This is a genomic window from Inquilinus sp. (assembly GCF_057815775.1).
Genome location: NZ_JBYRFX010000703.1, coordinates 1 through 22325, shown reverse-complemented (window position 1 = coordinate 22325; position 22325 = coordinate 1). Strand labels below are relative to the sequence as shown.

Genomic DNA, 22325 nt, shown 5'->3' with positions numbered 1-22325 from the left:
CCGGCGCTTTCGGGCGCCGGGTTCTTCCAAACGATGCATCGTCGAACTGTGCCGCTTCGGGTTCTCCGTTCCGGCGCATCGTGGAAAAAGCTCAGAGTGAAATCATTAACGCTCAAAAAATCCGCATTCGCCTCAAGGCGTTCGATCATCGCGTGCTCGACCAGTCGACCAGCGAGATCGTCAACACCGCGAAGCGGACCGGTGCTCGGGTGCGCGGGCCCATCCCGCTGCCGACGAACATCGAGCGCTACACCGTCAACCGCTCGCCGCATGTCGACAAGAAGTCGCGCGAGCAGTTTGAGATCCGCACCCACAAGCGTCTGCTCGACATTGTCGACCCGACGCCGCAGACGGTCGATGCTTTGATGAAGCTCGACCTTGCGGCCGGTGTCGATGTCGAGATCAAGCTCTGAGGCGGTGACGATGCGCTCTGGATTGATCGCCCAGAAACTGGGCATGACACGAATTTTCGATGCCGAGGGGCAGCACGTCCCGGTCACGGTCCTCAAGCTCGACGCCGTTCAGGTCGTCGCGGTGAAGACCGAAGAGACCGACGGCTACACCGCGGTGCAGCTTGGTGCCGGCAAGGCCAAGGTCAAGAACGTCTCCAAGGGCGTTCGCGGCCACTATGCCAAGGCCGAAGTCGAGCCGAAGAAGAAGCTGGTCGAGTTCCGCGTCAGCACCGACGCGCTGCTGACCGTCGGTGATGAGCTGACCGCCGAGCATTTCGTTGCCGGCCAGGTCGTCGACGTCACCGGCACTTCGATCGGCAAGGGCTTCGCCGGCGTCATGAAGCGCTGGAACTTCGGCGGCCTGCGGGCCACGCACGGCGTGTCCGTGTCGCACCGGTCGCATGGTTCGACCGGCCAGCGCCAGGACCCGGGCAGGGTCTTCAAGAACAAGAAGATGGCCGGCCATCTCGGTGCGGAGCGGGTGACGGTGCAGAACCTCACCGTCGTGACCACCGATGTCGAGCGCGGCCTGATCATGGTCAAGGGTGCAGTCCCGGGCGCCGAAGGCGGCTGGGTGCTGATCCGCGACGCGGTCAAGCGGCCGGCGCCGAAGAACGTCCCGTTCCCGGGCGCTGTTCGCAAGGCAGCCGCTGCTGCGGTTGAGACCGCCGCCGTCGAGGCCCCTGGGGCCGAACCGGCCGGGCAGGAGGGCTGAGCATGAAGATCGCCGTCAAGACGTTCGACAATGCGAGTGCCGGTGAGATCGAGCTCGATGACTCGGTCTTCGGCCTCGAAGTCCGCACCGATCTGCTCGCCCGCATGGTGAACTGGCAGCTGGCCAAGCGCCGCTCCGGCAACCACAAGACCAAGGGCATCAGCGAGATCCGCGGCACGACCAAGAAGCCCTACAAGCAGAAGGGCACCGGTCACGCCCGCCAGGGTTCCACGCGGTCGCCGCAGTTCCGCGGTGGCGCCCGGATTTTCGGGCCGGTCGTTCGCAGCCATGCGCATGACCTGCCGAAGAAGGTCCGCAAGCTGGCCCTGCGCCACGCGCTGTCCTCCAAGGCGGCCGATGGCAAGCTGATCGTGGTCGATGCGGTCGTGGCCGACAGCCACAAGACCAAGGGCCTCGCCGTCAAGCTGACGGCGCTGGGTCTCGGCTCGGCGCTGATCCTCGCCGGTGAGGAGGTTGACACCAACTTCGCCCTCGCCGTGCGGAACCTGCCGCTGATCGACGTCCTGCCCAGCCAGGGCGCCAACGTCTACGACATCCTGCGCCGCGACACGCTCGTGTTGTCGCGCCAGGCGGTCGAGCAGCTCGAGGCTCGCCTGAAATGATCCGCTCCCGCAAGAAGAAGGCCGAGAGCACCGTCACGCCGCGGATGTACGACATCATCCGCGCGCCGGTGATCACCGAGAAGGCGACGCTCGCCGCCGGCCACAACCAGGTCGTGTTCAAGGTGCCGCTCGACGCCACCAAGCCTGAGATCCGCACTGCGGTCGAAGGCGTGTTCGGCGTCAAAGTCACGGCAGTGAACACCCTGATCGTCAAGGGCAAGACCAAGCGCTTCCGGGGTATCCCGGGCAAGCGCTCGGATGTGAAGAAGGCCGTCGTGACGCTCGCCGAAGGGCAGCAGATCGACGTGACCACGGGGGTTTGATCCGATGGCTTTGAAGACTTTCAATCCCATCACCCCGGGCCTGCGCCAGCTGGTCCAGGTTGATCGTTCGAGCCTCTGGAAGGGCAAGCCGGTCAAGACGCTGACCGAAGGCCTGACCAAGAAGGGCGGACGCAACAACACGGGTCGCATCACTGCCTTCCATCAGGGCGGCGGGCACAAGCGCACCTACCGGATCATCGACTTCAAGCGCCGCAAGCTTGGTGTCGCTGCCACGGTCGAGCGCCTGGAATACGATCCGAACCGGACCGCGTTCATCGCCCTCGTCACCTATGAGGACGGCGAGCAGGCCTACATCCTGGCCCCGCAGCGCCTCGCACCCGGCGACAAGGTCGTCTCCGGCGAAAAGGTCGACATCAAGCCGGGTAACGCCATGCCGCTGCGCAGCATGCCGGTCGGCACGATCGTCCACAATGTTGAGCTGAAGGCCGGCAAGGGTGGCCAACTGGCGCGCTCCGCCGGCACCTACGCCCAGCTGGTCGGTCGCGACATGGGCTATGCCCAGCTGAAGCTGGCCTCCGGCGAGCTGCGTGTCGTGCGCGGCGAATGCTTCGCCACGGTCGGTGCGGTCTCGAACCCGGACCAGTCGAACGTCTCGATCGGCAAGGCCGGCCGGAACCGCTGGCTCGGCAAGAAGCCGGTCACCCGCGGCGTCGCGATGAACCCGGTCGACCATCCGCATGGTGGTGGTGAAGGCCGGACCTCCGGTGGCCGCCACCCGGTCACGCCGTGGGGCAAGCCGACCAAGGGTCGCAAGACGCGCAGCAACAAGGCGACGGATAAGCTCATTATCCGCCGTCGCAAGAAGTAAGGGAGAGCGACGGTGGCACGCTCCGTTTGGAAGGGTCCGTTCATCGACGGTTATCTGCTCAAGAAGGCAGATACGTCGCGTGCATCGGGCCGGAACGAGATCATCAAGATTTGGTCGCGTCGCTCGACCATCCTGCCGCAGGTCGTCGGCCTGACGTTCGGTGTCTACAACGGGCAGAAGTTCCTGCCGGTGGTGGTCAACGAGAACATGGTCGGCCACAAGTTCGGCGAATTCTCGCCGACGCGGACCTACTACGGTCACGCGTCGGACAAGAAGTCGAAGAGGAAGTAAGCGATGGGCCAGGAGAAGAATCCCCCTCGCCTTGCGGAGAATGAGGCGCGAGCGTTTGCGAAGACGCTGCGCACCAGCCCCCGCAAGCTGAACCTCGTCGCCGAGACCATTCGCGGCAAGGACGCGGCCAAGGCGTTGGCCGAGCTCACCTTCTCACGCCGGCGCATCGCCGACGACGTGAAGAAGGTGCTGCAGTCGGCGATCGCCAATGCCGAGAACAATCACCAGCTGGACGTCGACAAGCTCTACGTGGCCGAGGCCTATGTGGGGCGGCAGATCGTCATGAAGCGGTTCCACGCCCGTGCTCGCGGCCGTGCGTCCCGCATCGAAAAGCTCTGGTCGAACCTCACGGTCATCGTCCGCGAGCGGCGGGAGACGGCGTAATGGGTCAGAAAGTCAATCCGATCGGCCTCCGGGTCGGCATCAACCGGACCTGGGATTCGCGCTGGTTCGCGACCAAGGACTATGCCGGTCTGCTGCACGCCGATCTCAAGATCCGCGAGTTCCTTGAGAAGCGTCTGGCCCAGGCGGGCATCAGCCGCGTTGTCATCGAGCGGCCGGCGAAGAAGGCGCGCGTCACCGTTTACACCGCCCGTCCGGGCGTTGTGATCGGCAAGAAGGGCGCCGATATCGAGAAGCTCCGTCAGGAGCTGGCGAAGATGGCGGGCAGCGAGGTCAGCCTGAACATCGTCGAAATCCGCAAGCCGGAAATCGACGCCAAGCTGGTCGCCGAGAACATCGCCAACCAGCTCGAGCGCCGCGTGGCCTTCCGTCGTGCCATGAAGCGCGCGGTCCAGAACGCGATGCGCCTGGGCGCCCAGGGCATCCGGATCAATTGCGGCGGACGTCTCGGCGGCGCGGAAATCGCGCGCACCGAGTGGTACCGCGAGGGCCGGGTTCCGTTGCACACGCTGCGCGCCGATGTCGACTACGGCACGGCGACGGCAAAGACCACCTACGGCACCTGCGGCGTCAAGGTCTGGGTCTTCAAGGGCGAAATCCTCGCCCATGACCCGATGGCCCAGGACAAGCGGGCGGCCGAAGCGGCCACCGGCCCGTCCTCGGCACGGCCGGAGCGTGGTGATCGTCGTGACGATCGTCGCGGCCGCGATCGCCGGGAGGGCTGAGGATCATGCTGAGTCCCAAGCGCACCAAGTATCGTAAGCAGCACAAGGGCCGGATCCACGGCGTTGCGAAGGGCGGCACCACGCTGAACTTCGGCGCCTACGGCCTGAAGGCTCAGGAGCCGGCGCGTCTGACGGCGCGGCAGATCGAGGCGGCCCGCCGCGCGATCACCCGCCACATCAAGCGTCAGGGCCGCGTCTGGATCCGGATTTTCCCGGACGTGCCGGTGTCGTCGAAGCCGGCCGAAGTCCGCATGGGCTCCGGCAAGGGTTCGCCGGAGTTCTGGGCGGCCAAGGTCAAGCCCGGCCGCGTCATGTTTGAACTCGACGGCGTCCCCGGCGACCTGGCGAAGGAAGCTTTCGCCCTGGCCGCCGCCAAGCTGCCGATCGCCTGCAAGTTCATCGCCCGCCTTGGTGAGGAGGTCTGACCATGGATATCGAAGACGTCCGCGCCAAGACGCCGGATCAGCTGAAAGACGATCTGCTCGCGCTGAAGAAGGAGCAGTTCAACCTGCGCTTCCAGGCAGCGTCGGGCCAGCTCGAGAACACGGCGCGGGTTCGCGTCGTTCGCCGCGACATCGCGCGCATCAAGACCGTCATGGGCCAGCGCGGCAAGGATGCCGCGCCGGCCAATTAAGAGGATTTTGAGCCATGCCGCGGCGCGTGCTCATCGGGACGGTTGTATCCGACAAGACTGACAAGACCATCACGGTCCTCGTCGAACGCAACCTGATGCACCCGGTCTACAAGAAGTTCATCAAGCGGACCAAGCGGTACCTCGCCCACGACGAGGCCAATGCTTGCAAGGTTGGCGATCGTGTCTCGATCATCGAGACCCGGCCGATCAGCAAGCGGAAGTCCTGGCTCGTCCTGTCCGAGGCCGAGGCAAGCGCCATCGGCGCCTCTGCCGACCCCGCTGTTTCGGGAGCGTAAACCATGATTCAGATGCAGACGAATCTGGACGTCGCCGACAATTCAGGCGCTCGTCGGGTGATGTGCATCAAGGTGCTGGGCGGTTCCCACCGCCGGACCGCCACTGTCGGCGACGTCATCGTCGTGTCGATCAAAGAGGCGATCCCGCGGGGCCGCGTGAAGAAGGGTGACGTGCATCGCGCCGTCATCGTTCGGACCGCCAAGGAACTGCGCCGGCCCGATGGCTCGACGATCAAGTTCGACCGCAACGCGGCCGTGCTGATCAACAAGCAGGGCGAGCCGGTCGGCACCCGCATCTTCGGGCCCGTGACGCGCGAGCTGCGGGCCAAGAAGTTCATGAAGATCATCTCGCTCGCCCCCGAGGTGCTGTGATGGCTGCGAAGATCAAGAAAGGCGACCAGGTCGTCGTCCTCGCCGGCCGTGACAAGGGCAAGAAGGGTGAGGTCATCGAAGTCCGTCCGGTCGACGAGCGTGTCGTTGTCCGCGGCGTGAACATCGTGAAGCGCCACACCCGCCAGACTGCGAAGACGCAGGGCGGGATCGTGGAGCAGGAGGCTGCGCTGCACGTCTCGAACGTGGCGCATGTCGACCCGAAGAGCGGCAAGCCGACCCGTGTCGGTTTCAAGACGCTCGAAGATGGCCGCAAGGTCCGGGTCGCCAAGGCCTCCGGCGAAGTGATTGATCGGTGAGGATGGCCATGGCTCGTCTCAAGTCCCACTACGACAAGGTCATCCGGCCGAAGCTGAAGCAGGATTTCGCCTACGCGAACGACCTGCAGGTGCCGCGGATCGAGAAGATCATCATCAACATGGGTGTCGGTGATGCCGTCGCCGACAGCAAGAAGATCCAGGCGGCCGTCGCCGAGCTGACCCTGATCGCCGGCCAGAAGCCGGTGGTCACCAAGGCCCGGAAGTCGATCGCGGTCTACAAGCTGCGCGAAGGCATGTCGATCGGCACCAAGGTGACGTTGCGCAGCGATCGGATGTACGAATTCCTCGATCGCCTCGTGAACATCGCCCTGCCGCGGGTCCGCGATTTCCGCGGCCTGTCGCCGAAGTCCTTCGACGGCCGGGGCAACTATGCCCTGGGCATCAAGGAGCAGATCGTGTTCCCCGAAGTCGACTACGACCAGGTCGAAACGGTGCGGGGAATGGACATCGTTATCGTGACGAGCGCGAAGACCGACGACGAAGCGCGTGCGCTTCTCAAGGCCTTCGATTTCCCGTTCGTCAGCTGAACGAGCAAGGATAGATCATGGCCAAGAAGAGCTCGGTCGAGAAGAACAAGCGCCGCGAAAAGCTGTCGAAGGCTTTCGCGGGGCGTCGCGAGCGCCTGAAGGCGATCGCCAATGACGACAGCCTGACGATGGAAGACCGGTTTAACGCCCGCTTGAAGCTGGCGGAACTGCCGCGGAATTCATCGCCCGTGCGGATCCACAACCGGTGCGAACTGACCGGTCGTCCCAAGGCGTTCTACCGGCGCTTCAAGTTGAGCCGTATCGCGCTGCGCGAGCTGGCCTCGCGTGGGCAGATTCCCGGCATGACGAAGTCGAGCTGGTAAGGAGTACGGATTATGTCGCTTAGTGATCCGTTGGGCGATCTGCTCACCCGCATCCGCAATGGTCAGCGCGCCGGCAAGGCCGTGATCGAAACCCCGGCGTCGAAGCTGCGCGCCAATGTGCTCGACGTGCTCAAGCGCGAAGGCTACATCCGCGGCTACGAGCAGCATGAGGTCAGCACCGGCATCTCGGCCATCAAGGTCGAGCTGAAGTATGCCGAGGGCCAGCCGGTGATCCGCCGCATCGACCGCGTGTCGAAGCCGGGCCGCCGCGTCTACTCAGGCATCAAGGACCTGCCGAAGGTGTACAACGGGCTGGGCATCTCCATCCTGTCGACGCCGCGCGGCGTGATGTCGGATGTCGAGGCCCGCGCCGCCAATGTCGGCGGCGAGATCCTCGCCCGCGTGTTCTGAGGAGACCGGCGATGTCACGTATCGGCAAACACGCGGTCAAGGTCCCGGCCGGGGTCGACGCCTCGGTCTCGGGCCAGGACGTCTCGGTCAAGGGCAAGCTTGGCCAGCTCAAGCTCGCGGTCAACCACGAGATCAAGGTCTCGCTGGCGGACGGCACCAACAAGGTCGAGCCGAAGAGCCAGTCGCGGCTCGCCCAGACGATGTGGGCGACCAGCCGCACCTTGATCAACAACATGGTGGTCGGGGTCAGCACGGGCTTCACCACCAACCTCGAGATCAACGGCGTCGGTTATCGCGCCGCGGTCCAGGGCAAGGAGCTGGTGCTCACGCTCGGCTTCAGCCACGAGGTGCGCTACGCGATCCCCGAGGGGATCGCGATCAAGTGCGAGAAGCCGACCTCCATCTCGATCTCCGGCTTCGACAAGCAGCGTGTCGGTCAGGTTGCCGCGGAAATCCGCGGGTACAAGAAGCCGGAGCCCTTCAAGGGCAAGGGCATCAAGTACGACACCGAGACCGTTCTGCGCAAAGAAGGCAAGAAGAAGTAAGGACGGCCGGGATGACCACGAAAACCAACGAGTTGCGCGAGCGCCGCAAGGAACGTCTCCGCCACAAGCTGAGCACGGCCCGCTACGGCCGCGTGCGCCTGTCCGTGTTCCGCTCTTCGAAGCAGATCTACGCCCAGGTGATCGACGACCAGGCCGGCAAGACCCTTGCCGCCGCATCGTCGATCGAGAAGGACCTGCGCGGGTCGCTGAAGACCGGCGCCACCATCGAGGCCGCAGCCGCGGTCGGCAAGCTCCTCGCGGAGCGGGCCAAGGCGGCGGGGGTCGACAAGGTCGTGTTCGATCGTGGGCACTACCTGTATCACGGCCGGGTCAAGGCCCTAGCCGATGCCGCCCGTGAGGGCGGCCTGGACTTCTAAGGAGGACGCGCATGGCACGCGAAAGCAGAGACTCGCGCGGTCCTAGGGATCGCGGCGACAAGCGCCCGAGCGATCGGGAGGCCGGTGATGAGCTGATCGAGAAGCTGGTCTCGATCAACCGCGTCGCGAAGGTGGTCAAGGGTGGCCGGCGCTTCGGCTTCGCCGCCCTGGTGGTGACCGGCGACGGCCGCGGCCGGGTCGGCTACGGCTCGGGCAAGGCCCGTGAAGTTCCGGAAGCCATCCGCAAGGCGACCGAGCAGGCGAAGCGCAGCATGATCCGCGTTCCGCTGCGCGAAGGCCGGACGCTGCATCACGACATCCTGGGTCACTTCGGCGCCGGCAAGGTCCAGCTCCGCAGCGCCACCCAGGGCACCGGCATCATCGCCGGTGGTCCGATGCGCGCCATCTTCGAGGCGCTGGGCGTCCAGGACGTCGTGGCCAAGTCGATCGGCACGTCGAACCCGCACAACATGATCAAGGCGACCTTCGAGGCCCTGCGGGCGATCGAAGGCCCGCGCGCCGTGGCCGCCCGTCGCGGCAAGCGCGTTGCCGACATCATCGGCGTGCAGACCAAGCGCGATGGCGTCGTCGAGACGGTGGAGGCTGCAAATGGCTGATGCCAAGGCAACCGTGATCATCACCCAGATCGGCAGCGCGATCGGCCGTCGCAACGATCAGCGCCAGACGCTGATCGGCCTCGGCCTCAACAAGCTGCATCGCACCCGCGAGCTGGAGGACACTCCGGCGGTTCGCGGGATGATTGACAAGGTGAAGCATCTGTTGCGGGTCGAGCAGGCGGTTTGAACCCCGCCGCTCACGAGGAGCGAACATGACGAAACTGAACGATCTCCGCGACAATGCCGGCGCCCGCAAGGCGCGCATGCGCATCGGTCGCGGCATCGGCTCCGGCAAGGGCAAGACCGGCGGCCGTGGTGTCAAGGGGCAGAAGAGCCGGACCGGCGTGGCCATCAAGGGCTTCGAAGGCGGCCAGATGCCGATCTACATGCGTCTGCCAAAGCGGGGCTTCAACAACAAGAAGTTCCGGGCGAACTACGCCGTGGTCAATCTCGGCCGCCTGCAGAAGGCGATCGAGGCGGGACGGATCGACGCAGCCAAGACGATCGACGCGGATGCGCTGATCGCCGGCGGCCTGCTCACCAAGACCCTCGACGGCGTCCGTCTGCTGGCCAAAGGCGAGCTTTCGGCCAAGGTCACGCTGCACATCCACAGCGCTTCCCCGGCTGCCGTCGCGGCGGTCGAGAAGGCTGGCGGGTCGGTTGTCCAGAGCAGCCCGACCCCGGTCGCGGCCGAGGCGTCTGCCGAGGCTTAACACCGGCGCCAGTCCCAGGTAAAAGGGGGCGCGGGTAAAAACGGGGGCGGGACCGCGCATGATCGCGGCCCCGCCTTTTTCATTCGAGGCCGTGCATGGCATCTGCTGCAGAACAGCTCGCTGCGAACCTGAACTTCGGTGCTTTCGCCAAGGCCACGGAGCTTCGCAAGCGCATCTGGTTCACGCTTGGCGCGCTGATCATCTACCGGATCGGCACCTATGTCCCGATTCCGGGGATCGATCCCCGGGTGCTGTCGGAGATCTTCAATCAGCAGGGCGGCGGGCTGCTCGGCATCCTGAACCTGTTCTCCGGCGGCGCGCTGGGTCGCATGACGATCTTCGCGCTGAACATCATGCCGTACATCTCGGCCTCCATTATCATCCAGCTCCTGACGGCGGTGTCGCCGTCGCTGGAGACGCTGAAGAAGGAAGGCGAGGCCGGCCGCAAGAAGATCAACCAGTACACCCGCTACTTCACGGTGGTGCTGGCGACGGCCCAGGCCTATGCGCTGGCGGTCGGGCTCGAGAGCGTGCACGGCTCGGTCGGCGCGGCGGTGGTCGATCCCGGCTGGTACTTCCGCTTCTCGACGGTGGTCACCATCGTCGGCGGCACCATGTTCCTGATGTGGCTGGGTGAGCAGATCACCTCGCGCGGCGTCGGCAACGGCATCTCGCTGATCATCTTCACCGGCATCGTCGCCTCGCTGCCGCACGGCCTGATCGCGATGCTCGAACTGGGCCGGACCGGCGCGCTATCGCCCTTCATCATCCTGTTCCTGTTCGTGCTGTGCGCCGCGGTGATCTTCTTCATCGTCTACATGGAGCGGGCACAGCGGCGGCTGCTGGTGCAATACCCGAAGCGCCAGGTCGGCAACCGGATGTTCGGCGGCGAAAGCTCGCACCTGCCGCTCAAGCTCAACACCTCGGGCGTCATCCCGCCGATCTTCGCCTCCTCGCTGCTGTTGCTGCCGGCGACGCTGGTCGGCTTCGCCGGGACGGGCGCGACGGACGGCGCCGGCGGCTGGGTCTCCTGGATCGCCGGCCAGCTGGCGCATGGCCAGCCGCTGTTCATGACGCTCTACGCGGCGCTGATCATCTTCTTCTGCTTCTTCTACACCGCGATCGTCTTCAATCCGGAGGAGACGGCCGACAATCTGAAGAAGTATGGCGGCTTCATCCCCGGCATCCGCCCGGGCAAGTCGACCGCCGACTACATCGACTACATCCTGACCCGGATCACGGTGATCGGCGCCGCCTACCTGGCGGTGGTCTGCCTGCTGCCGGAATTCCTGATGTCGCACTACGCGGTGCCGTTCTACTTCGGCGGCACCAGCCTGCTGATCGTCGTCACGGTCACCATGGACACGGTGGCGCAGGTCCACTCGCATCTCCTGGCCCATCAGTATGAAGGGCTGATCAAGAAGTCGAAGCTGAGGGGGAGTCGCCGATGAACCTGATCCTGTTGGGCCCGCCGGGCGCGGGGAAAGGGACTCAGGCGAAACGGCTGGAAGATCGTTACGGGCTGAAACAGCTCTCGACCGGCGACATGCTGCGGGCGGCGATCGCCGCCGGCACGCCGCTGGGCAAGCAGGTCCAGGAGATCCTGGACCGTGGCGATCTGGTCACCGACGCAGTCATGCTCGACATGATCGCCGACCGCATCGCCCAGCCCGATTGCGACCGCGGCTTCATCCTCGACGGCTTCCCGCGCACCGTGCCGCAGGCCACCGGCCTGGACGAGATGCTCGGGCGCCACAGCAAGTCGCTGGCCGTGGTGATCGAGATGCGGGTCGACGAGGCGGCGCTGTTCGCCCGTATCGCCAGCCGCGCGGCGCAATCGACCGAGAAGCGCGCTGACGACACCGAGGAGACGCTGCGCAAGCGCCTCGGCATCTACCGCGACCAGACCGCGCCGATCATCCCGTACTACCAGGGCAAGGGGCTGCTGAAGGTGGTCGACGGCATGGCCGACATGGATGCGGTGACGCACCAGATCGAGCAGATCCTCGGCTTCTGACCGGGGCCATCTCTGTCCCCTCGCGGTTTTGAGCGGCGGCCTCCGGGCCGCCTTTTTTTATGCCGCGGCGGCAGTCGGGATCCACTGCCCGGCCTGCCTGCGATTCGACCCGCACCGTCCCGCATCGCCGCCATGGTACGCTTTCCGGGTGGACTGCGAGTGGGAGCGCGGTCGGCAAGGACGCTCCCGCCTGGCCTCGGCACCTGGAGGGGGAATCCGATGCGTCTTTCACTCATCCTTGGCGGCGTTGCCGCCTCCATGCTGTTGGCTGCGTGCAACCACGCCGCGGCTCCAGATACGCCGTCATCCGCCGCCACGGCCGCGGTCGCGACAGCCCCGGGAACCGGCGTGATTCGTGGGCGTGGATTGGCGCGTATGCCCGCCGCCGAACTTCTGACCTGTGCCGGCTTCGGTGTCCTGGCTGTCCCGTCTCAGGAAAGCACATGGAACCTCGCCTACAGGACAGGCCTGCACCAGCTGCTCATGGACGATCAATTGGCCCAGCTGGCTGCCACCTATGGCGGGAAAAGCACCAAGTGCAACTCCGATGGTCGATTTGTGATCAGCGATCTCAGTCCTGGTCACTGGATCGTGGTGACGCCGATAGCCTGGCGGTTGAGCGGCGGCAGCACCGTCGGGTGTGAAATCATGTCCGAAGCTGCTGTCGTCACCGCCGGGAAGACCGTGGATATCGTCGTTACTCACGATTTCGTCATGGATACCCTCAACTACTGCAACTTCTAGGGACTAAGTGATCCTATTCTCTGCGGACGATCCGCGCCGTCGTCATCAGCCGATGGCGATCACGATCTTACCGACATGGCCGGCCGCCTCCAGGTGGCGGTAGGCGTCTTTCGCCTGCTCGAAAGGGAAGGTGCGGTCAATCACCGGATGGATCCGGTTCAGCGCGATGTGCCGGTTCATCGCCTCGAACATCCGGCGGGAGCCGACATAGAGGCCGCGCAACGTGACCGAGCGGCCGATCAGCGGCGTCGGCTCGAATGGGGTGCCGGCGGTCAGCACGCCGATCAGGGACACGCTGCCGCCGATTCGGGTGGCGGCGATCGACCGTGGCACGGTGCCGGCGCCGCCGACCTCGATCACACGGTCGACGCCGCGGCCGTCGGTCAGCCGCACCACCTCCTTCTCCCAGTCCGGATGGCTGCGGTAATTGACCAGGTCGGAGGCACCCAGCGCCTTCGCCTGCTCCAGCTTGGCGTCGCTGGAGGAAGTGGCGATCACCCGGGCGCCGGCGGCATGGGCGAATTGCAGGGCCAGGATCGAGACGCCGCCGGTGCCCAGCACCAGCACGGTCTCGCCCGGCAGCAGCGGCTGCGCGTCATGGTATAGGGCATTCCAGGCGGTCACTCCGGCACAGGGTAGCGCCGCGCCTTCCTCGAAGCTCAGATGGTCGGGCAGATGCACCAGCCCGTCCTGGTCGAAGACGCGATATTCGGCCAGCACGCCCTGGATCGCGCCGCCGAGCGAGCTGGCGGGATCGGCCGAATCGATGCCGCCGCCGATCCAGCTCTGCATGAAGATGCCGGCAACGCGGTCGCCGACCCTGACCCGGGTGACCTCGGGTCCGACCGAGACCACCTCGCCGGCGCCGTCCGACAGGGGCACCAGGTCCGGCATCGGTTCGCCGCGGCCATAGCGCCCGGTCGCCACCATCAGGTCGCGATAGTTCAGCGATGCGGCACGCAGCCGGACCAGCGCCTGGCCGCGGCCGGGCGTCGGCGTCTCGGTCTCCGCAAGGGTCAGGTTGTCGATGCTGCCGATGCGGGGAAAGCGGTACTGGCGCATGGCGATGGTCTCCGTCAGGGTCGGGGATACCGCCGGATCGGCGGCCTGGATGCCATGTTGCGGCTTGCAGGCGAATGCGCAAGAAGGCAACATTCTTGCTATAGGATACTCTTTTGCACCTATTGGAGGCGAAGATGCCCGAGACAGCGATGCGGCGGCGGCCCTATGGCTGTGCCGTCGAGGTCACGCTCGCCGTGATGGGCGGCAAGTGGAAGCCGGTGATCCTGTACCAGCTGCAGGACGGGCCGAAGCGCTTCGGCGAGCTGCGCAAGACCTTCGACGGCGTGTCGCAGCGGTCGCTGACCCTGCAACTGCGCGAACTCGAGGCCGACGGCATCGTGCACCGGCAGGTCTTCGCCGAGGTGCCGCCACGGGTGGAATACTCCCTCACCGAGCACGGCCGCACGCTGTCCCCGGTGCTCGACGCCATGAAGGCCTGGGGACAGAGCTACCGCGACCGGGTGGAGGGCACGACCGGGAGTGCCTTTCGGGACGACCCGACTGACGTTGCGGCCTAGACTAGAGATGGTCTGACATGCAGGTCCCGGCGGCAGGGCCCAGCGTCGGTTGCGTCAGTTCCAGGCCCCGTCGTTGATGATCGCGCGGCCTTCATAGATGCCGTAGTGCAGATAGTGTTCGAGCGGGTCCATATGGGCAGCCGCAACGTCCGGGTTGGCCTGCAGATAGGCCGTGCCGTCGAATACTGCGGAAGGGTCGCGCCCCTCCTTCCATCCATAGAGATGATAGTGTTCGAGCGGATTCATATGCGCCGCCGCGACATCGGGGTTGTGTGCGAGATACCCCTTAGTGTCGAAAAACGCGTCCGGGTCCCGTCCTTCGCGCCAGCCATACTGTGCATAATGCGCATCCGCACCAAGCCGCGCTGCCCAGACATCGGGGCTTTTGCTGAAATAGAACAGGTTGTCGACTTCGTAGTTGGCGTCGCGCTGATCGATCAGACCGTCGCGGAACTTGTATTCATCTAGGCCGGCGATATGGTGCGCCCCTGTCGAATCCTTGAGCGTCACATCTGATCCGGCGAAAGTGATCGTGACCGCGCGAAGGGTACTGGTGGTGTCGAATAGCTTGCTGCTGCGCCCCTCATGGATCCCGTAGCTGAGATAGTGCTCAAGGGGATCCATATGGGCCGCCGCCACGTCGGGATTGATCGCGAGATATGCGCTCGTGTCGAATTTCGGGGAAGGATCACGCCCTTCCTTCCAACCATAGAGATGGTAGTGTTCGAGCGGGTTCATCTTCGCCGCCGCAACGTCCGGATTGTGAGTTAAATAGTATTTCGTATCGAAAATGGCGTTTGGATTTCGCCCTTCCTTCCAGCCGTACTGTGCATAATGGGTTTCTGCGTCAAGATGGGCATTCCAAACGTCGTGATATTTTGAGAAATAGAACAGGTCGTCGACTTCGCCATAGCCGTCATTTTGGATGACAGTGCCGTCAAGAAACGTATATTGCTCGATGTTGAGCAGAACCTCGGGCGCCCGGGGATCGCCGAGGATCGGATTGCCTTGGTTAAAGGACACGGTGTTGCTCACAAGCTGTGCGCCGATGATCGCCGTGTCGATGCCGGCACCACCATTCAGGACATCGCTTCCGTTGCCGTCCTCCAGTATGTCGTTTCCGTCGCCGCCGATTAGGCTATCGTTTCCGTCGCCGCCTCTCAGGTTGTCGTTTCCGGCCCCACCGTTGAGCCGGTCGTTCGCTTGTCCACCGATGAGTGTGTCGTCGCCGATGCCGCCACTCAGAACGTCGTTGCCCACGCTGCCGTCCAAGATGTCGTTTCCGGCCCCGCCGTCGAGCCGATTGTTTGCCTGGTTGCCGACGATGTTGTCGTTGCCGCTCCCCCCAAGGGCGTTTTCGATCAAGGACCGCGGGCTATCGAAATAGAGCAGCGCGTTGTAGACGTTGCCGCTGGCATGGTGGCCATCTCCCAGATCGGCGAGTTGTGACGGTGAAAGTCTCGAAGAGCTCCCGGGTCTCAGATTCACGGAGAGGTCCGAGGTGTAGTTCGAGAAGTCATAGGTGTCGTTGCCGCCGCCGTCCCAGACCGTCAGGAAGATGCGGTTGGCGCCAGGCGTTCCCTGGCTGTGCCCATCGATGAGCATCGTGCCGTTGGTCGGGGAGAAGGTATAGACAGTGTCGCCGGCATTGGTGGTGTAATCCGCGCCGTATAATTTCTGCAGCGCGGCGATGTCGTACATCATGAACGTTTGAGCGTATCCGTACTTTTCATTCGGATATCCGTCAGTGATCGATGCATGGGGATAACTGCGATAGCTCATCACAGTATATTCCATGAAATCATAGGATCCGGGCATCGCGACGTTCGAGACGCCGCCGGCCTCATGACTGTGCTTCAGCCCCAGGGAATGGCCGATCTCGTGCAAAATCGAGTCCCAGGCGTAGTCGCCCCGGCCCGGTGCATCGTAAGTCGTACCCGAGAACCAGACATCGCCGGCCTTGAGGTCATTGCCCGGGGTGTAGGCATAAGCCGTCGGTGCGGCATCCGACGAATGCGCGAGGCGGATATCGGCCGCGGCTGCATTGCCGGTCTCGGTGATCCGCAGGTTGGTGAAGCTCATCACCTCGTTGAACGCGGCGCGTGCTGCCCCGATCATCTGTCCGGTCAGCGGCCGAAAACCGTGCAACGCTTCCTCATATCCGGCGCCATAGATGCTTGCCGAGCCGGGAAAGGAAACGGTAACCGAATCCCCGGCCCATTCGTAGCCGTCGAGCAGTCCATCGATAGTCGGCTTGTTGGTTGGTTCGGTCGGCACGGCTCTACCGCTGCCATTGCCCGCGGCAGGCGCACCGAATGCCATACCGGCGGCCGAGACCGTCTGATCCCAAGACATGAATTCCCCCGCCCCCGTTTCGATAAAAAGCGTCCGATTAAAAACAATGCAGGAGAGCATTCTCCTAAATGCGTAATAAAATCCACGATCGGACTTGCCCAATCAAGCCCCAATAGCCAGCGGACCGATGGCGCCAGACAAAAAAGCAATTCGGGGCCGGCGCTCGGCCGGCCCCTCCAAGCCTTAGGATGTGAGCCTTCGGTCCTTGGGCCTCAATACATGTGCTGGCCGCCGTTGATCGACAGGGTCGACCCGGTGATGAAGCCGCCCTCGTCATCGACCAGGAACAGCACGCCGCGGGCGATCTCCGACGCCTTGCCCGTCGAACTTGTAGACGCTGATGCCGTGCCGAAGCGCTTCGGCGAGCTGAGCGAGATCCTCGGCGACGTGGCGCAGAGATCGCTGACCCTGCAGCTGCGCGAGCTCGAGGCCGACGGCATCGAGCACCGGCGGGTCTTCGCCGAGGTGCCGCCGCGGGTTGAATACTCCCTCACCGAATACGGCCGCACGCTGTCGCCGGTGCTCGACGCGATGAAGGCCCGGGGGCAGAGCTGCCGCAATCGGGTGGAAGAGAGGGCCGAGGCGGCCTAGCGGCCAGTCAGCCGGCGTCGATCAGCCCGGCGATTGACAGGAATGCGGGCGAGCCGGGCGTTACCATGATGAGATCGACGAAGGTCTTGCTGGGCGGGGCCAGGTCGTCCCCGCTGCGGCGACGTAGCTCCTCCCAGGTGATCTGGCTCAGGCGGCGGGTGACGTGGTCGATGAGGAAGGGCTGCTGTGGGAAGGCCGACAGCGTGTCGATGAAGGCGCCGACATCTTCACCGGAATTCGACATGCCATGGGGCCAGAATTCGACCAGGAAGGCCGACAGCCGGTCCGCCGGCGTCAGTATCGAGCGGGCGCCACGGAAGATGCGGGGCTCGCTGCCCTGGGTGTCCATCTTCACTAGGCTCGGCGGCAGTGGCAGGCCGCCGAAATAGGCATCCAGGGTCGTCACCGGCACGGTGATCGACGGCCTGTCCTCGTCCGAGACGTAGAGCCGATGGTCCCCCAGATTGTCGGATGAGTGATAGAGCCGGGCCGATCCGACGGTGTCAGACACGGCCGCGGCCACGAGGTGAAGCCGCATCGCGTCGCTGCTTCGGGCGTTCTCCGTCAGCAGGCTGAAATTGCGCGGATCCGGCTCGAAGGCGTGGATCGTCGATCCGTGCGGCATGACCTGGCGGGCCAGGGCGCTGTACCAGCCGATATTGGCACCCAGATCGATGAACAGGCCGAAATTCGATAGCAGCCTGCGCGCGATCTCGGTCTGGATCGGCTCCCAGTTCCCGCTGTCGAGGATGGAGCGCGAGACGAACTCGTCGTCCGCATAGGGATGGGTCCTGATCCGGAAGGGCGGCACGCCCGGCAGTTCGATGATCCGGACGCCTTCCTCGGCGCGGGGTGCCGCGTCGCCGGCTTCCGGCGGTGGCGGCAGCGCCGCCCGAAGACGGCGCAGCTCGGCCTCCAGGCGATCCAGCCGCGCCGGGGCATCCCGAGGGTATCCCTTGTCGACGACATGCCGAATCGCGCCGATGGCCTTCGTCCGACCAAGATACTTGAAGGCATCCCGAAGCATCCCGGCCCCTTTTCGCGACGCTGTTGTCCGCAATTCCGAAAGGCCGGATAAACGGCGTCGAGGACGAGGCCAACAGCCTCGCGGCAAGGGGGCGGGCGTGCAGCCCGCCCCGATCCCATCAATACATGTGCTGGCCGCCGTTGATCGACAGGGTCGACCCGGTGATGAAGCCGCCCTCGTCATCGACCAGGAACAGCACGCCGCGGGCGATCTCCGACGCCTTGCCCAGGCGTCCGACCGGCACCTTGGCGACGATCTTCTCCAGCACGTTCGGCGGCACGGCGCGGACCATGTCGGTGTCGATGTAGCCCGGCGCGATGGCGTTGACGGTGACGCCCTTGCCGGCGCCCTCCTGGGCCAGGGCCTTGGTGAAGCCGTGGATGCCCGATTTGGCGGCGGCGTAGTTCACCTGGCCGTACTGGCCGGCTTGGCCGTTGATCGAGCCGATGTTGACGATCCGGCCGAAGCTGCGCGCGCGCATGCCGTCGATGACGCAGCGGCACATGTTGAAGCAGGAGCCGAGATTGGTGTCGATCACCGCATCCCAGGCATGGCGGTCCATCTTGTGGATGGTGCCGTCGCGGGTGATGCCGGCGTTGTTGACCAGGATTTCGACCGGCCCGAGCTCGGATTCGATCTTGGTGATCGCCGTCTGGCACTGGTCGAAATCGGCGACGTCGAATTTGTAGACAGCGATGCCGTGCCGCTCGCTGAAGGCGTGGGCCGCTTCATCGTTGCCGGCATAGGTCGCGGCGACCTTGTACCCCTTGTCCTTCAGGGCGAGCGAGATCGCCTCGCCGATACCTCTCGTCCCACCGGTCACAACTGCTACACGTGCCATGTGACGTCCTCCCAGGGTTGGGGTTGATGGGCTGCCCGCCGAGACGAGAGATCGAGGGGCAGCCCGGGAAAATCGGCGGATGCCGCGTCAGCCGGTCTGTGCCGGCCTCAGCGCTCCACGCACAGGGCGATGCCCATGCCGCCGCCGATGCACAGGGTGGCGAGACCCTTCTTCGCGTCCCGCCGGCCCATTTCGTAGAGCAGGGTGGTCAGGATCCGGGCGCCGGAGGCACCGATCGGGTGGCCGATGGCGATGGCGCCGCCATTGACGTTCACCTTGGACGTGTCCCAGCCCATGTCCTTGTTCACGGCGCAGGCCTGGGCGGCGAAGGCCTCGTTGGCCTCGACCAGATCCAGTTGCTCGGCCGTCCAGCCCGCCTTCTTCAACGCGGCGCGGCTGGCCGGGATCGGGCCCGAGCCCATCACCGCGGGGTCGACGCCGGCCGTGGCCCAGGAGGCGATGCGGGCCAGGGGCGTGATGCCGCGGCGCTGCGCCTCTTCCTCCGTCATCAGGATCAGGGCGGCGGCGCCGTCATTGAGGCCGGAGGCGTTGCCGGCGGTGACGGTGCCTTCCTTGTCGAAGGCCGGGCGCAGCTTGGCCAGCACCTCGATCGTGGTGTCCGGCTTCAAATATTCGTCGGCGTCGATGACGACGTCGCCCTTGCGGCCCTTGACCGTGAACGGCGTGATCTCGTCCTTGAACCGGCCCTCGCGCTGGGCCGCCGCGGCCTTCTGCTGCGATGCCAGGGCGAAGCGGTCCTGGTCCTCGCGGGTGATCTGCCATTGCCGGGCCACGTTCTCCGCCGTGTTGCCCATGTGATAGCCGTTGAAGGCGTCCCACAGGCCGTCGCGGATCATGGTGTCGACCATCTTGGCGTCGCCCATCTTGGTGCCGCTGCGCAGATGCAGCGCATGCGGCGCCAGCGACATGCTCTCCTGCCCGCCGGCCACGACGATGCGGGCGTCGCCCAGCGCGATGGCCTGGCTGCCCAGCGCCACGGTGCGCAGGCCGGAGCCGCAGACCTGGTTGATGCCGTAAGCGGTGGCCGATTTCGGGATGCCGGCGCCGATCGCCGCCTGGCGTGCCGCATTCTGGCCGACGGCCGCGGTCAGCACCTGGCCCAGCACCACCTCGTCTACCTCGGCGGCGTCGACCCCGGCCCGGCCCAGCGCCGCGGTGATCGCGGCGATGCCCAGCTCATGCGCAGGCACCGCGGCGAAGGCGCCGGCGAAGGCCCCGACCGGCGTGCGCGCAGCTGCGGCGATGACGACGTTGGCCATGAAGGCGTTTCCTCTGCTGTTCGGCACGGTCGGGCCGTGCCGGTGGAATTGCGTTAGTGTGACGATAGCCACGGCGCTTCCAGCAGCGCAACTGCGACAGGATTACCGGGCCGAATAAGGGGAGGGGAAGTATGCGGAAGGGGAAGGTGGGGCTGCTGGTCCTGGCCGCGCTGTTCGCGGCCGTCACGGCGCGGGCCGGGGATTGCAGCACGATCGCCGGGCGGCTGGCCACAGCGTGGCGAGAGAAGGCGCTGGTCACCGGCCTTGGCGGCATCGACGCCGCCACCGCCGCCTGCGTCCAGAAGGCGCTGGTGCTGCACCTTAAGGCCGATCTGGGGCAGCCGGTCGGCTACAAGGTCGGCCTGACCAGCCAGGCGATGCAGGACCGGCTGGGCGTCCGCCACCCCGTGTCCGGCGTGCTGTTGGACACGATGCTGCGGTTTCCCGACGTGAAGGATGGTGGCGCGGAGTTCGAGGCGGCCGAGGTGGCGGGCCCGCCGGTCCCAGTGAACTTTGCCGCCCGGCCGATGGTCGAGGCGGATCTGGTCGTGGTGATCGGCGACGAGGATGTGAATCAGGCGAAGACGCCGGAGGAGGTGCTGGCCCATCTCGCGGCAGTGTATCCTTTCATCGAACTCGCCGACCTGGTCCTGGCGCCGGATGAAAAGCCGACGGCCGAGGTGATCACCGCGATCAATGTCGGCGCCCGGCTCGGAATCCTGGGCCAGCCGATCGGCATCGAGCCGGATTTTGCCGATCGCCTGGCGACGATGAAGGTCTTGCTGACCGACGGTTCCGGCAAGGTGCTAGCCGAGGCGCCGGGCACCGCCATCCTCGGCCATCCGCTGAACGCCGTGATCTGGCTGGCGCGGGATCTGGCGTCGCGGGGCGAAGCGCTGCAGGCCGGCCAGCTGATCAGCCTGGGATCTTTCGGCGCGCCGGCCCAGCCGGTCGCCGGCGGGACGGTGACGCTGCACTATGAGGGGCTGTTGCCGGAGCCGGTGACGCTGGCCGTGCAGTTCGAATAGCGGCCGCCAGCCAGTCGGCCAGGGGCTGCCAGACACGGGCTTCGGCGCCGCCGCCGACCACCATGCCGATATGGCCCAGCGGCGGCTCGATCCGTTCTGCGCCTGGCATCCGCTCCGCCAGGGCCCGGGCGCTGGCCGGCGGCACGATGCGGTCGCGCGCCGGGATCAGGTGCAGGCTGGGCAGCCGGATCGCCTCCGGCCGCACCAGGGCGCCATCGACCCGCCACAGGCCGCGGCCGGGTGTGTTCTCGGCATACCAGGCGTCCAGGCATTCCAGCGCCACCGGGCCGGGCAGCGGGATGCCGTCGTTCAGCCAATCCTCCAGCGCCACGAAGCGCGCCGCTTCCGGCGAGTCCGGATCGATCCGGCCGAAGGCGCTGAACTTGCGCAGAGCGGTCAGCGGGTCGAGCATGGTGAACAGCGCCTGGATGCCGTCGACCGGCAGCACGCCTAGCGACGCCACGATCGGCCGGCTGGCCGCCGCCGCCATGCGGCCGATCTGGGCCTGCTGCGGTGCCTCGGCATGGAAGTCCCAGGGGGCGGCCAGGAAGGCGGCGCCGGCGATGTCGGCGGGCCGCCGTGCCGCCAGCGCCGCCGCCAGCGTGCCGCCCATGCAATAGCCCAGCAGGCCGACCGGGCCCCCCCCGATGTCTTGGGCCGCCGCGGCGCGGGCGGCGTCCAGCGCGGGCTCCAGGCGCTGCAGGACGATATCGGTCAGGCTGAAGTTGCGCTCCGGCCCCTCGGGCACGTCCCATTCCAGCAGCAGCGGCCGCAGGCCTTGGGTCGACAGGAACCGCAGCAGGCTGCGCTCCGCGGTCAGATCCAGCACATAGGCGCGGTTGACCAGGGACGGCACCACCAGCACCGGCAGGCCGTTGGCCGGGCCATAATCGCGCAGCCGGGCCGTGCCGGCCTGCCACAGCACCGGCGGGTCTGGCAGGTCGCGGCGATAGGGATGGTGGCTGTAGCGCTCCAGCCCGGCCAGGAAGGCGGCGGCGCGCCGTGTCGTCTCCGCCGTCAGCGCCCCGACGGCCGTGTCAGGACCCAGTCTTGAGAGGTGCTCGGCGGCGTGGCGCAGCGGCTCCGGCCAGGGCGGATTCGAGCTGGGCGACACGCTGTTCCAGCGCGGCAAGGCGGCGATCCCGCTCGTCCAGCTCGACACTGCCGCCGCCAGGTGCAGCGGCAGCGGCCGGGGGCCGAGGCGCGGCATCACCGGCCGGACCAGTCAGGCCGGGCAGCCAGCGCCCGGCCTGGGCCGGGTCGAACAGGGCGGCCCAGCCTCGCAGCGTCTCGGGATCGGTCAGGGTTGCGGTCCAATGCTCTTGCCAGAGATCGAGGAAGCGGCGGGC

General features: G+C 65.9%; 33 protein-coding genes and 2 pseudogenes. 27 read left to right on the top strand and 8 right to left on the bottom strand.

The genetic code is table 11. The annotated features are described in order from the left end of the window. Positions 1 to 104 precede the first annotated feature (104 nt). From rpsJ to AC3XYG_RS24435, 24 genes are all read left to right on the top strand, one after another. Entirely contained in the window at positions 105 to 413 is a 309-nt protein-coding gene (gene rpsJ / locus AC3XYG_RS24550; RefSeq protein ID WP_489142491.1) for a 30S ribosomal protein S10, read from the top strand. A gap of 10 nt (positions 414 to 423) precedes the next feature. After that, a complete protein-coding gene (gene rplC, locus AC3XYG_RS24545) occupies positions 424 to 1167 on the top strand; it encodes a 50S ribosomal protein L3 (RefSeq protein ID WP_489142490.1) in 744 nt (247 codons plus the stop codon). A 2-nt stretch (positions 1168 to 1169) separates the two neighbouring features. Beyond that, positions 1170 to 1790: a 50S ribosomal protein L4 gene (gene rplD / locus AC3XYG_RS24540; protein ID WP_489142489.1), complete on the top strand. Its 621-nt coding sequence runs from the start codon at positions 1170 to 1172 to the stop codon at positions 1788 to 1790. Continuing rightward, positions 1787 to 2113 carry a 50S ribosomal protein L23 gene (locus AC3XYG_RS24535; protein WP_489142488.1) on the top strand — a complete coding sequence of 109 codons (327 nt, stop codon included), beginning with the start codon at positions 1787 to 1789 and terminating at the stop codon, positions 2111 to 2113. Before rplD ends, AC3XYG_RS24535 begins: the two co-directional genes overlap by 4 nt. Before the next feature lie 4 nt (positions 2114 to 2117). Then, positions 2118 to 2942, top strand: a complete 825-nt coding sequence (gene rplB, locus AC3XYG_RS24530; RefSeq protein WP_489142487.1) for a 50S ribosomal protein L2 — start codon at positions 2118 to 2120, stop codon at positions 2940 to 2942. A gap of 12 nt (positions 2943 to 2954) precedes the next feature. Continuing rightward, complete coding sequence (gene rpsS / locus AC3XYG_RS24525) at positions 2955 to 3233, top strand: 30S ribosomal protein S19 (protein ID WP_489142486.1); 279 nt, start codon at positions 2955 to 2957, stop codon at positions 3231 to 3233. Positions 3234 to 3236: 3 nt separating this feature from the next. Beyond that, a complete protein-coding gene (rplV, locus tag AC3XYG_RS24520) occupies positions 3237 to 3617 on the top strand; it encodes a 50S ribosomal protein L22 (protein WP_489142485.1) in 381 nt (126 codons plus the stop codon). Further along, positions 3617 to 4360, top strand: a complete 744-nt coding sequence (rpsC, locus tag AC3XYG_RS24515; RefSeq protein WP_489142484.1) for a 30S ribosomal protein S3 — start codon at positions 3617 to 3619, stop codon at positions 4358 to 4360. Before rplV ends, rpsC begins: the two co-directional genes overlap by 1 nt. A 5-nt stretch (positions 4361 to 4365) precedes the next feature. After that, a complete protein-coding gene (rplP, locus tag AC3XYG_RS24510) occupies positions 4366 to 4785 on the top strand; it encodes a 50S ribosomal protein L16 (RefSeq protein WP_034837008.1) in 420 nt (139 codons plus the stop codon). A gap of 2 nt (positions 4786 to 4787) precedes the next feature. Further along, a complete protein-coding gene (rpmC, locus tag AC3XYG_RS24505) occupies positions 4788 to 4994 on the top strand; it encodes a 50S ribosomal protein L29 (RefSeq protein ID WP_489142483.1) in 207 nt (68 codons plus the stop codon). Between the two features lie 14 nt (positions 4995 to 5008). Further along, positions 5009 to 5290 (top strand): 30S ribosomal protein S17, encoded by a 282-nt coding sequence (gene rpsQ, locus AC3XYG_RS24500; RefSeq protein WP_489142482.1) that lies wholly within the window; start codon positions 5009 to 5011, stop codon positions 5288 to 5290. A gap of 3 nt (positions 5291 to 5293) precedes the next feature. Beyond that, complete coding sequence (rplN, locus tag AC3XYG_RS24495; protein ID WP_026873847.1) at positions 5294 to 5662, top strand: 50S ribosomal protein L14; 369 nt, start codon at positions 5294 to 5296, stop codon at positions 5660 to 5662. After that, positions 5659 to 5979, top strand: coding sequence for a 50S ribosomal protein L24 (rplX, locus tag AC3XYG_RS24490; protein WP_489142481.1), 321 nt, complete (start codon positions 5659 to 5661; stop codon positions 5977 to 5979). Before rplN ends, rplX begins: the two co-directional genes overlap by 4 nt. Before the next feature lie 8 nt (positions 5980 to 5987). Continuing rightward, positions 5988 to 6527, top strand: coding sequence for a 50S ribosomal protein L5 (gene rplE / locus AC3XYG_RS24485; RefSeq protein WP_489142480.1), 540 nt, complete (start codon positions 5988 to 5990; stop codon positions 6525 to 6527). A 17-nt stretch (positions 6528 to 6544) separates the two neighbouring features. Then, positions 6545 to 6850: a 30S ribosomal protein S14 gene (gene rpsN, locus AC3XYG_RS24480; protein WP_489142479.1), complete on the top strand. Its 306-nt coding sequence runs from the start codon at positions 6545 to 6547 to the stop codon at positions 6848 to 6850. A gap of 12 nt (positions 6851 to 6862) precedes the next feature. Further along, positions 6863 to 7261: a 30S ribosomal protein S8 gene (gene rpsH / locus AC3XYG_RS24475; RefSeq protein WP_489142478.1), complete on the top strand. Its 399-nt coding sequence runs from the start codon at positions 6863 to 6865 to the stop codon at positions 7259 to 7261. Between the two features lie 11 nt (positions 7262 to 7272). Then, entirely contained in the window at positions 7273 to 7806 is a 534-nt protein-coding gene (gene rplF / locus AC3XYG_RS24470; RefSeq protein ID WP_489142477.1) for a 50S ribosomal protein L6, read from the top strand. A gap of 11 nt (positions 7807 to 7817) precedes the next feature. Next, complete coding sequence (gene rplR / locus AC3XYG_RS24465) at positions 7818 to 8183, top strand: 50S ribosomal protein L18 (RefSeq protein ID WP_489142476.1); 366 nt, start codon at positions 7818 to 7820, stop codon at positions 8181 to 8183. Between the two features lie 11 nt (positions 8184 to 8194). Next, on the top strand, positions 8195 to 8800 hold the full coding sequence (gene rpsE, locus AC3XYG_RS24460) for a 30S ribosomal protein S5 (RefSeq protein ID WP_489142475.1): 606 nt from the start codon (positions 8195 to 8197) through the stop codon (positions 8798 to 8800). Continuing rightward, entirely contained in the window at positions 8793 to 8987 is a 195-nt protein-coding gene (rpmD, locus tag AC3XYG_RS24455; RefSeq protein WP_489142474.1) for a 50S ribosomal protein L30, read from the top strand. The genes rpsE and rpmD overlap by 8 nt, the downstream gene beginning before the upstream one ends. A gap of 25 nt (positions 8988 to 9012) precedes the next feature. Next, a complete protein-coding gene (gene rplO / locus AC3XYG_RS24450) occupies positions 9013 to 9513 on the top strand; it encodes a 50S ribosomal protein L15 (RefSeq protein WP_489142473.1) in 501 nt (166 codons plus the stop codon). Positions 9514 to 9608: 95 nt separating this feature from the next. Next, entirely contained in the window at positions 9609 to 10964 is a 1356-nt protein-coding gene (secY, locus tag AC3XYG_RS24445) for a preprotein translocase subunit SecY (protein ID WP_489142472.1), read from the top strand. Further along, the gene (locus AC3XYG_RS24440) at positions 10961 to 11530 is read left to right on the top strand and encodes an adenylate kinase (protein WP_489142471.1); all 570 of its coding nucleotides are present in this window, start codon (positions 10961 to 10963) and stop codon (positions 11528 to 11530) included. The genes secY and AC3XYG_RS24440 overlap by 4 nt, the downstream gene beginning before the upstream one ends. Positions 11531 to 11749: 219 nt before the next feature. Next, entirely contained in the window at positions 11750 to 12274 is a 525-nt protein-coding gene (locus tag AC3XYG_RS24435) for a hypothetical protein (protein WP_489142470.1), read from the top strand. 45 nt (positions 12275 to 12319) lie between these two features. On the opposite strand, the gene AC3XYG_RS24430 is transcribed toward AC3XYG_RS24435, so the two are convergent. Then, complete coding sequence (locus tag AC3XYG_RS24430; RefSeq protein WP_489142469.1) at positions 12320 to 13336, bottom strand: zinc-dependent alcohol dehydrogenase family protein; 1017 nt, start codon at positions 13334 to 13336, stop codon at positions 12320 to 12322. Between the two features lie 134 nt (positions 13337 to 13470). On the opposite strand from AC3XYG_RS24430, the gene AC3XYG_RS24425 reads away from it, so the two are divergent. Next, positions 13471 to 13854, top strand: coding sequence for a winged helix-turn-helix transcriptional regulator (locus tag AC3XYG_RS24425; protein WP_489142468.1), 384 nt, complete (start codon positions 13471 to 13473; stop codon positions 13852 to 13854). Positions 13855 to 13908: 54 nt separating this feature from the next. Here the strand turns inward: AC3XYG_RS24425 and AC3XYG_RS24420 are convergent, their stop codons facing one another. Then, positions 13909 to 16311, bottom strand: a complete 2403-nt coding sequence (locus AC3XYG_RS24420) for a M10 family metallopeptidase C-terminal domain-containing protein (RefSeq protein ID WP_489142467.1) — start codon at positions 16309 to 16311, stop codon at positions 13909 to 13911. A 110-nt stretch (positions 16312 to 16421) separates the two neighbouring features. After that, a pseudogene (locus tag AC3XYG_RS24415) lies at positions 16422 to 16529 on the bottom strand (beta-ketoacyl-ACP reductase); the annotation flags it as partial. 25 nt (positions 16530 to 16554) lie between these two features. Between AC3XYG_RS24415 and AC3XYG_RS24410 the strand changes: the two are divergent. Beyond that, positions 16555 to 16800: a winged helix-turn-helix transcriptional regulator gene (locus AC3XYG_RS24410; protein WP_489142466.1), complete on the top strand. Its 246-nt coding sequence runs from the start codon at positions 16555 to 16557 to the stop codon at positions 16798 to 16800. A gap of 7 nt (positions 16801 to 16807) precedes the next feature. On the opposite strand, the gene AC3XYG_RS24405 is transcribed toward AC3XYG_RS24410, so the two are convergent. From AC3XYG_RS24405 to AC3XYG_RS24395, 3 genes are all read right to left on the bottom strand, one after another. Next, on the bottom strand, positions 16808 to 17827 hold the full coding sequence (locus AC3XYG_RS24405; protein ID WP_489142465.1) for an FkbM family methyltransferase: 1020 nt from the start codon (positions 17825 to 17827) through the stop codon (positions 16808 to 16810). 118 nt (positions 17828 to 17945) lie between these two features. Next, entirely contained in the window at positions 17946 to 18668 is a 723-nt protein-coding gene (phbB, locus tag AC3XYG_RS24400; protein WP_489142464.1) for an acetoacetyl-CoA reductase, read from the bottom strand. A 107-nt stretch (positions 18669 to 18775) separates the two neighbouring features. Further along, a complete protein-coding gene (locus tag AC3XYG_RS24395; RefSeq protein ID WP_489142463.1) occupies positions 18776 to 19948 on the bottom strand; it encodes an acetyl-CoA C-acetyltransferase in 1173 nt (390 codons plus the stop codon). Positions 19949 to 20079: 131 nt separating this feature from the next. Here AC3XYG_RS24395 and AC3XYG_RS24390 point away from each other — a divergent pair, with 131 nt between their 5' ends. After that, positions 20080 to 20976, top strand: a complete 897-nt coding sequence (locus AC3XYG_RS24390) for a 2-keto-4-pentenoate hydratase (RefSeq protein ID WP_489142462.1) — start codon at positions 20080 to 20082, stop codon at positions 20974 to 20976. Here AC3XYG_RS24390 and AC3XYG_RS24385 read toward each other — a convergent pair. Then, positions 20864 to 22108, bottom strand: a complete 1245-nt coding sequence (locus AC3XYG_RS24385) for an alpha/beta fold hydrolase (RefSeq protein WP_489142461.1) — start codon at positions 22106 to 22108, stop codon at positions 20864 to 20866. The two genes, AC3XYG_RS24390 and AC3XYG_RS24385, sit on opposite strands and share 113 nt — an antisense overlap. Next, a pseudogene (locus tag AC3XYG_RS24380) lies at positions 22014 to 22325 on the bottom strand (hypothetical protein); the annotation flags it as partial. The pseudogene AC3XYG_RS24380 and the gene AC3XYG_RS24385, both read right to left, overlap by 95 nt.

Coding starts and splice junctions, on each gene's coding strand:
- rplC (WP_489142490.1), top strand. CDS start 424: ATGCGCTCTGGATTGATCGCCCAGAAACTGGGCATGACACGAATTTTC.
- rplD (WP_489142489.1), top strand. CDS start 1,170: ATGAAGATCGCCGTCAAGACGTTCGACAATGCGAGTGCCGGTGAGATC.
- AC3XYG_RS24535 (WP_489142488.1), top strand. CDS start 1,787: ATGATCCGCTCCCGCAAGAAGAAGGCCGAGAGCACCGTCACGCCGCGG.
- rplB (WP_489142487.1), top strand. CDS start 2,118: ATGGCTTTGAAGACTTTCAATCCCATCACCCCGGGCCTGCGCCAGCTG.
- rplV (WP_489142485.1), top strand. CDS start 3,237: ATGGGCCAGGAGAAGAATCCCCCTCGCCTTGCGGAGAATGAGGCGCGA.
- rpsC (WP_489142484.1), top strand. CDS start 3,617: ATGGGTCAGAAAGTCAATCCGATCGGCCTCCGGGTCGGCATCAACCGG.
- rplP (WP_034837008.1), top strand. CDS start 4,366: ATGCTGAGTCCCAAGCGCACCAAGTATCGTAAGCAGCACAAGGGCCGG.
- rpmC (WP_489142483.1), top strand. CDS start 4,788: ATGGATATCGAAGACGTCCGCGCCAAGACGCCGGATCAGCTGAAAGAC.
- rpsQ (WP_489142482.1), top strand. CDS start 5,009: ATGCCGCGGCGCGTGCTCATCGGGACGGTTGTATCCGACAAGACTGAC.
- rplN (WP_026873847.1), top strand. CDS start 5,294: ATGATTCAGATGCAGACGAATCTGGACGTCGCCGACAATTCAGGCGCT.
- rplE (WP_489142480.1), top strand. CDS start 5,988: ATGGCTCGTCTCAAGTCCCACTACGACAAGGTCATCCGGCCGAAGCTG.
- rpsN (WP_489142479.1), top strand. CDS start 6,545: ATGGCCAAGAAGAGCTCGGTCGAGAAGAACAAGCGCCGCGAAAAGCTG.
- rpsH (WP_489142478.1), top strand. CDS start 6,863: ATGTCGCTTAGTGATCCGTTGGGCGATCTGCTCACCCGCATCCGCAAT.
- rplF (WP_489142477.1), top strand. CDS start 7,273: ATGTCACGTATCGGCAAACACGCGGTCAAGGTCCCGGCCGGGGTCGAC.
- rplR (WP_489142476.1), top strand. CDS start 7,818: ATGACCACGAAAACCAACGAGTTGCGCGAGCGCCGCAAGGAACGTCTC.
- rpsE (WP_489142475.1), top strand. CDS start 8,195: ATGGCACGCGAAAGCAGAGACTCGCGCGGTCCTAGGGATCGCGGCGAC.
- rpmD (WP_489142474.1), top strand. CDS start 8,793: ATGGCTGATGCCAAGGCAACCGTGATCATCACCCAGATCGGCAGCGCG.
- rplO (WP_489142473.1), top strand. CDS start 9,013: ATGACGAAACTGAACGATCTCCGCGACAATGCCGGCGCCCGCAAGGCG.
- secY (WP_489142472.1), top strand. CDS start 9,609: ATGGCATCTGCTGCAGAACAGCTCGCTGCGAACCTGAACTTCGGTGCT.
- AC3XYG_RS24440 (WP_489142471.1), top strand. CDS start 10,961: ATGAACCTGATCCTGTTGGGCCCGCCGGGCGCGGGGAAAGGGACTCAG.
- AC3XYG_RS24435 (WP_489142470.1), top strand. CDS start 11,750: ATGCGTCTTTCACTCATCCTTGGCGGCGTTGCCGCCTCCATGCTGTTG.
- AC3XYG_RS24430 (WP_489142469.1), bottom strand. CDS start 13,336: ATGCGCCAGTACCGCTTTCCCCGCATCGGCAGCATCGACAACCTGACC.
- AC3XYG_RS24425 (WP_489142468.1), top strand. CDS start 13,471: ATGCCCGAGACAGCGATGCGGCGGCGGCCCTATGGCTGTGCCGTCGAG.
- AC3XYG_RS24405 (WP_489142465.1), bottom strand. CDS start 17,827: ATGCTTCGGGATGCCTTCAAGTATCTTGGTCGGACGAAGGCCATCGGC.
- phbB (WP_489142464.1), bottom strand. CDS start 18,668: ATGGCACGTGTAGCAGTTGTGACCGGTGGGACGAGAGGTATCGGCGAG.
- AC3XYG_RS24395 (WP_489142463.1), bottom strand. CDS start 19,948: ATGGCCAACGTCGTCATCGCCGCAGCTGCGCGCACGCCGGTCGGGGCC.
- AC3XYG_RS24390 (WP_489142462.1), top strand. CDS start 20,080: ATGCGGAAGGGGAAGGTGGGGCTGCTGGTCCTGGCCGCGCTGTTCGCG.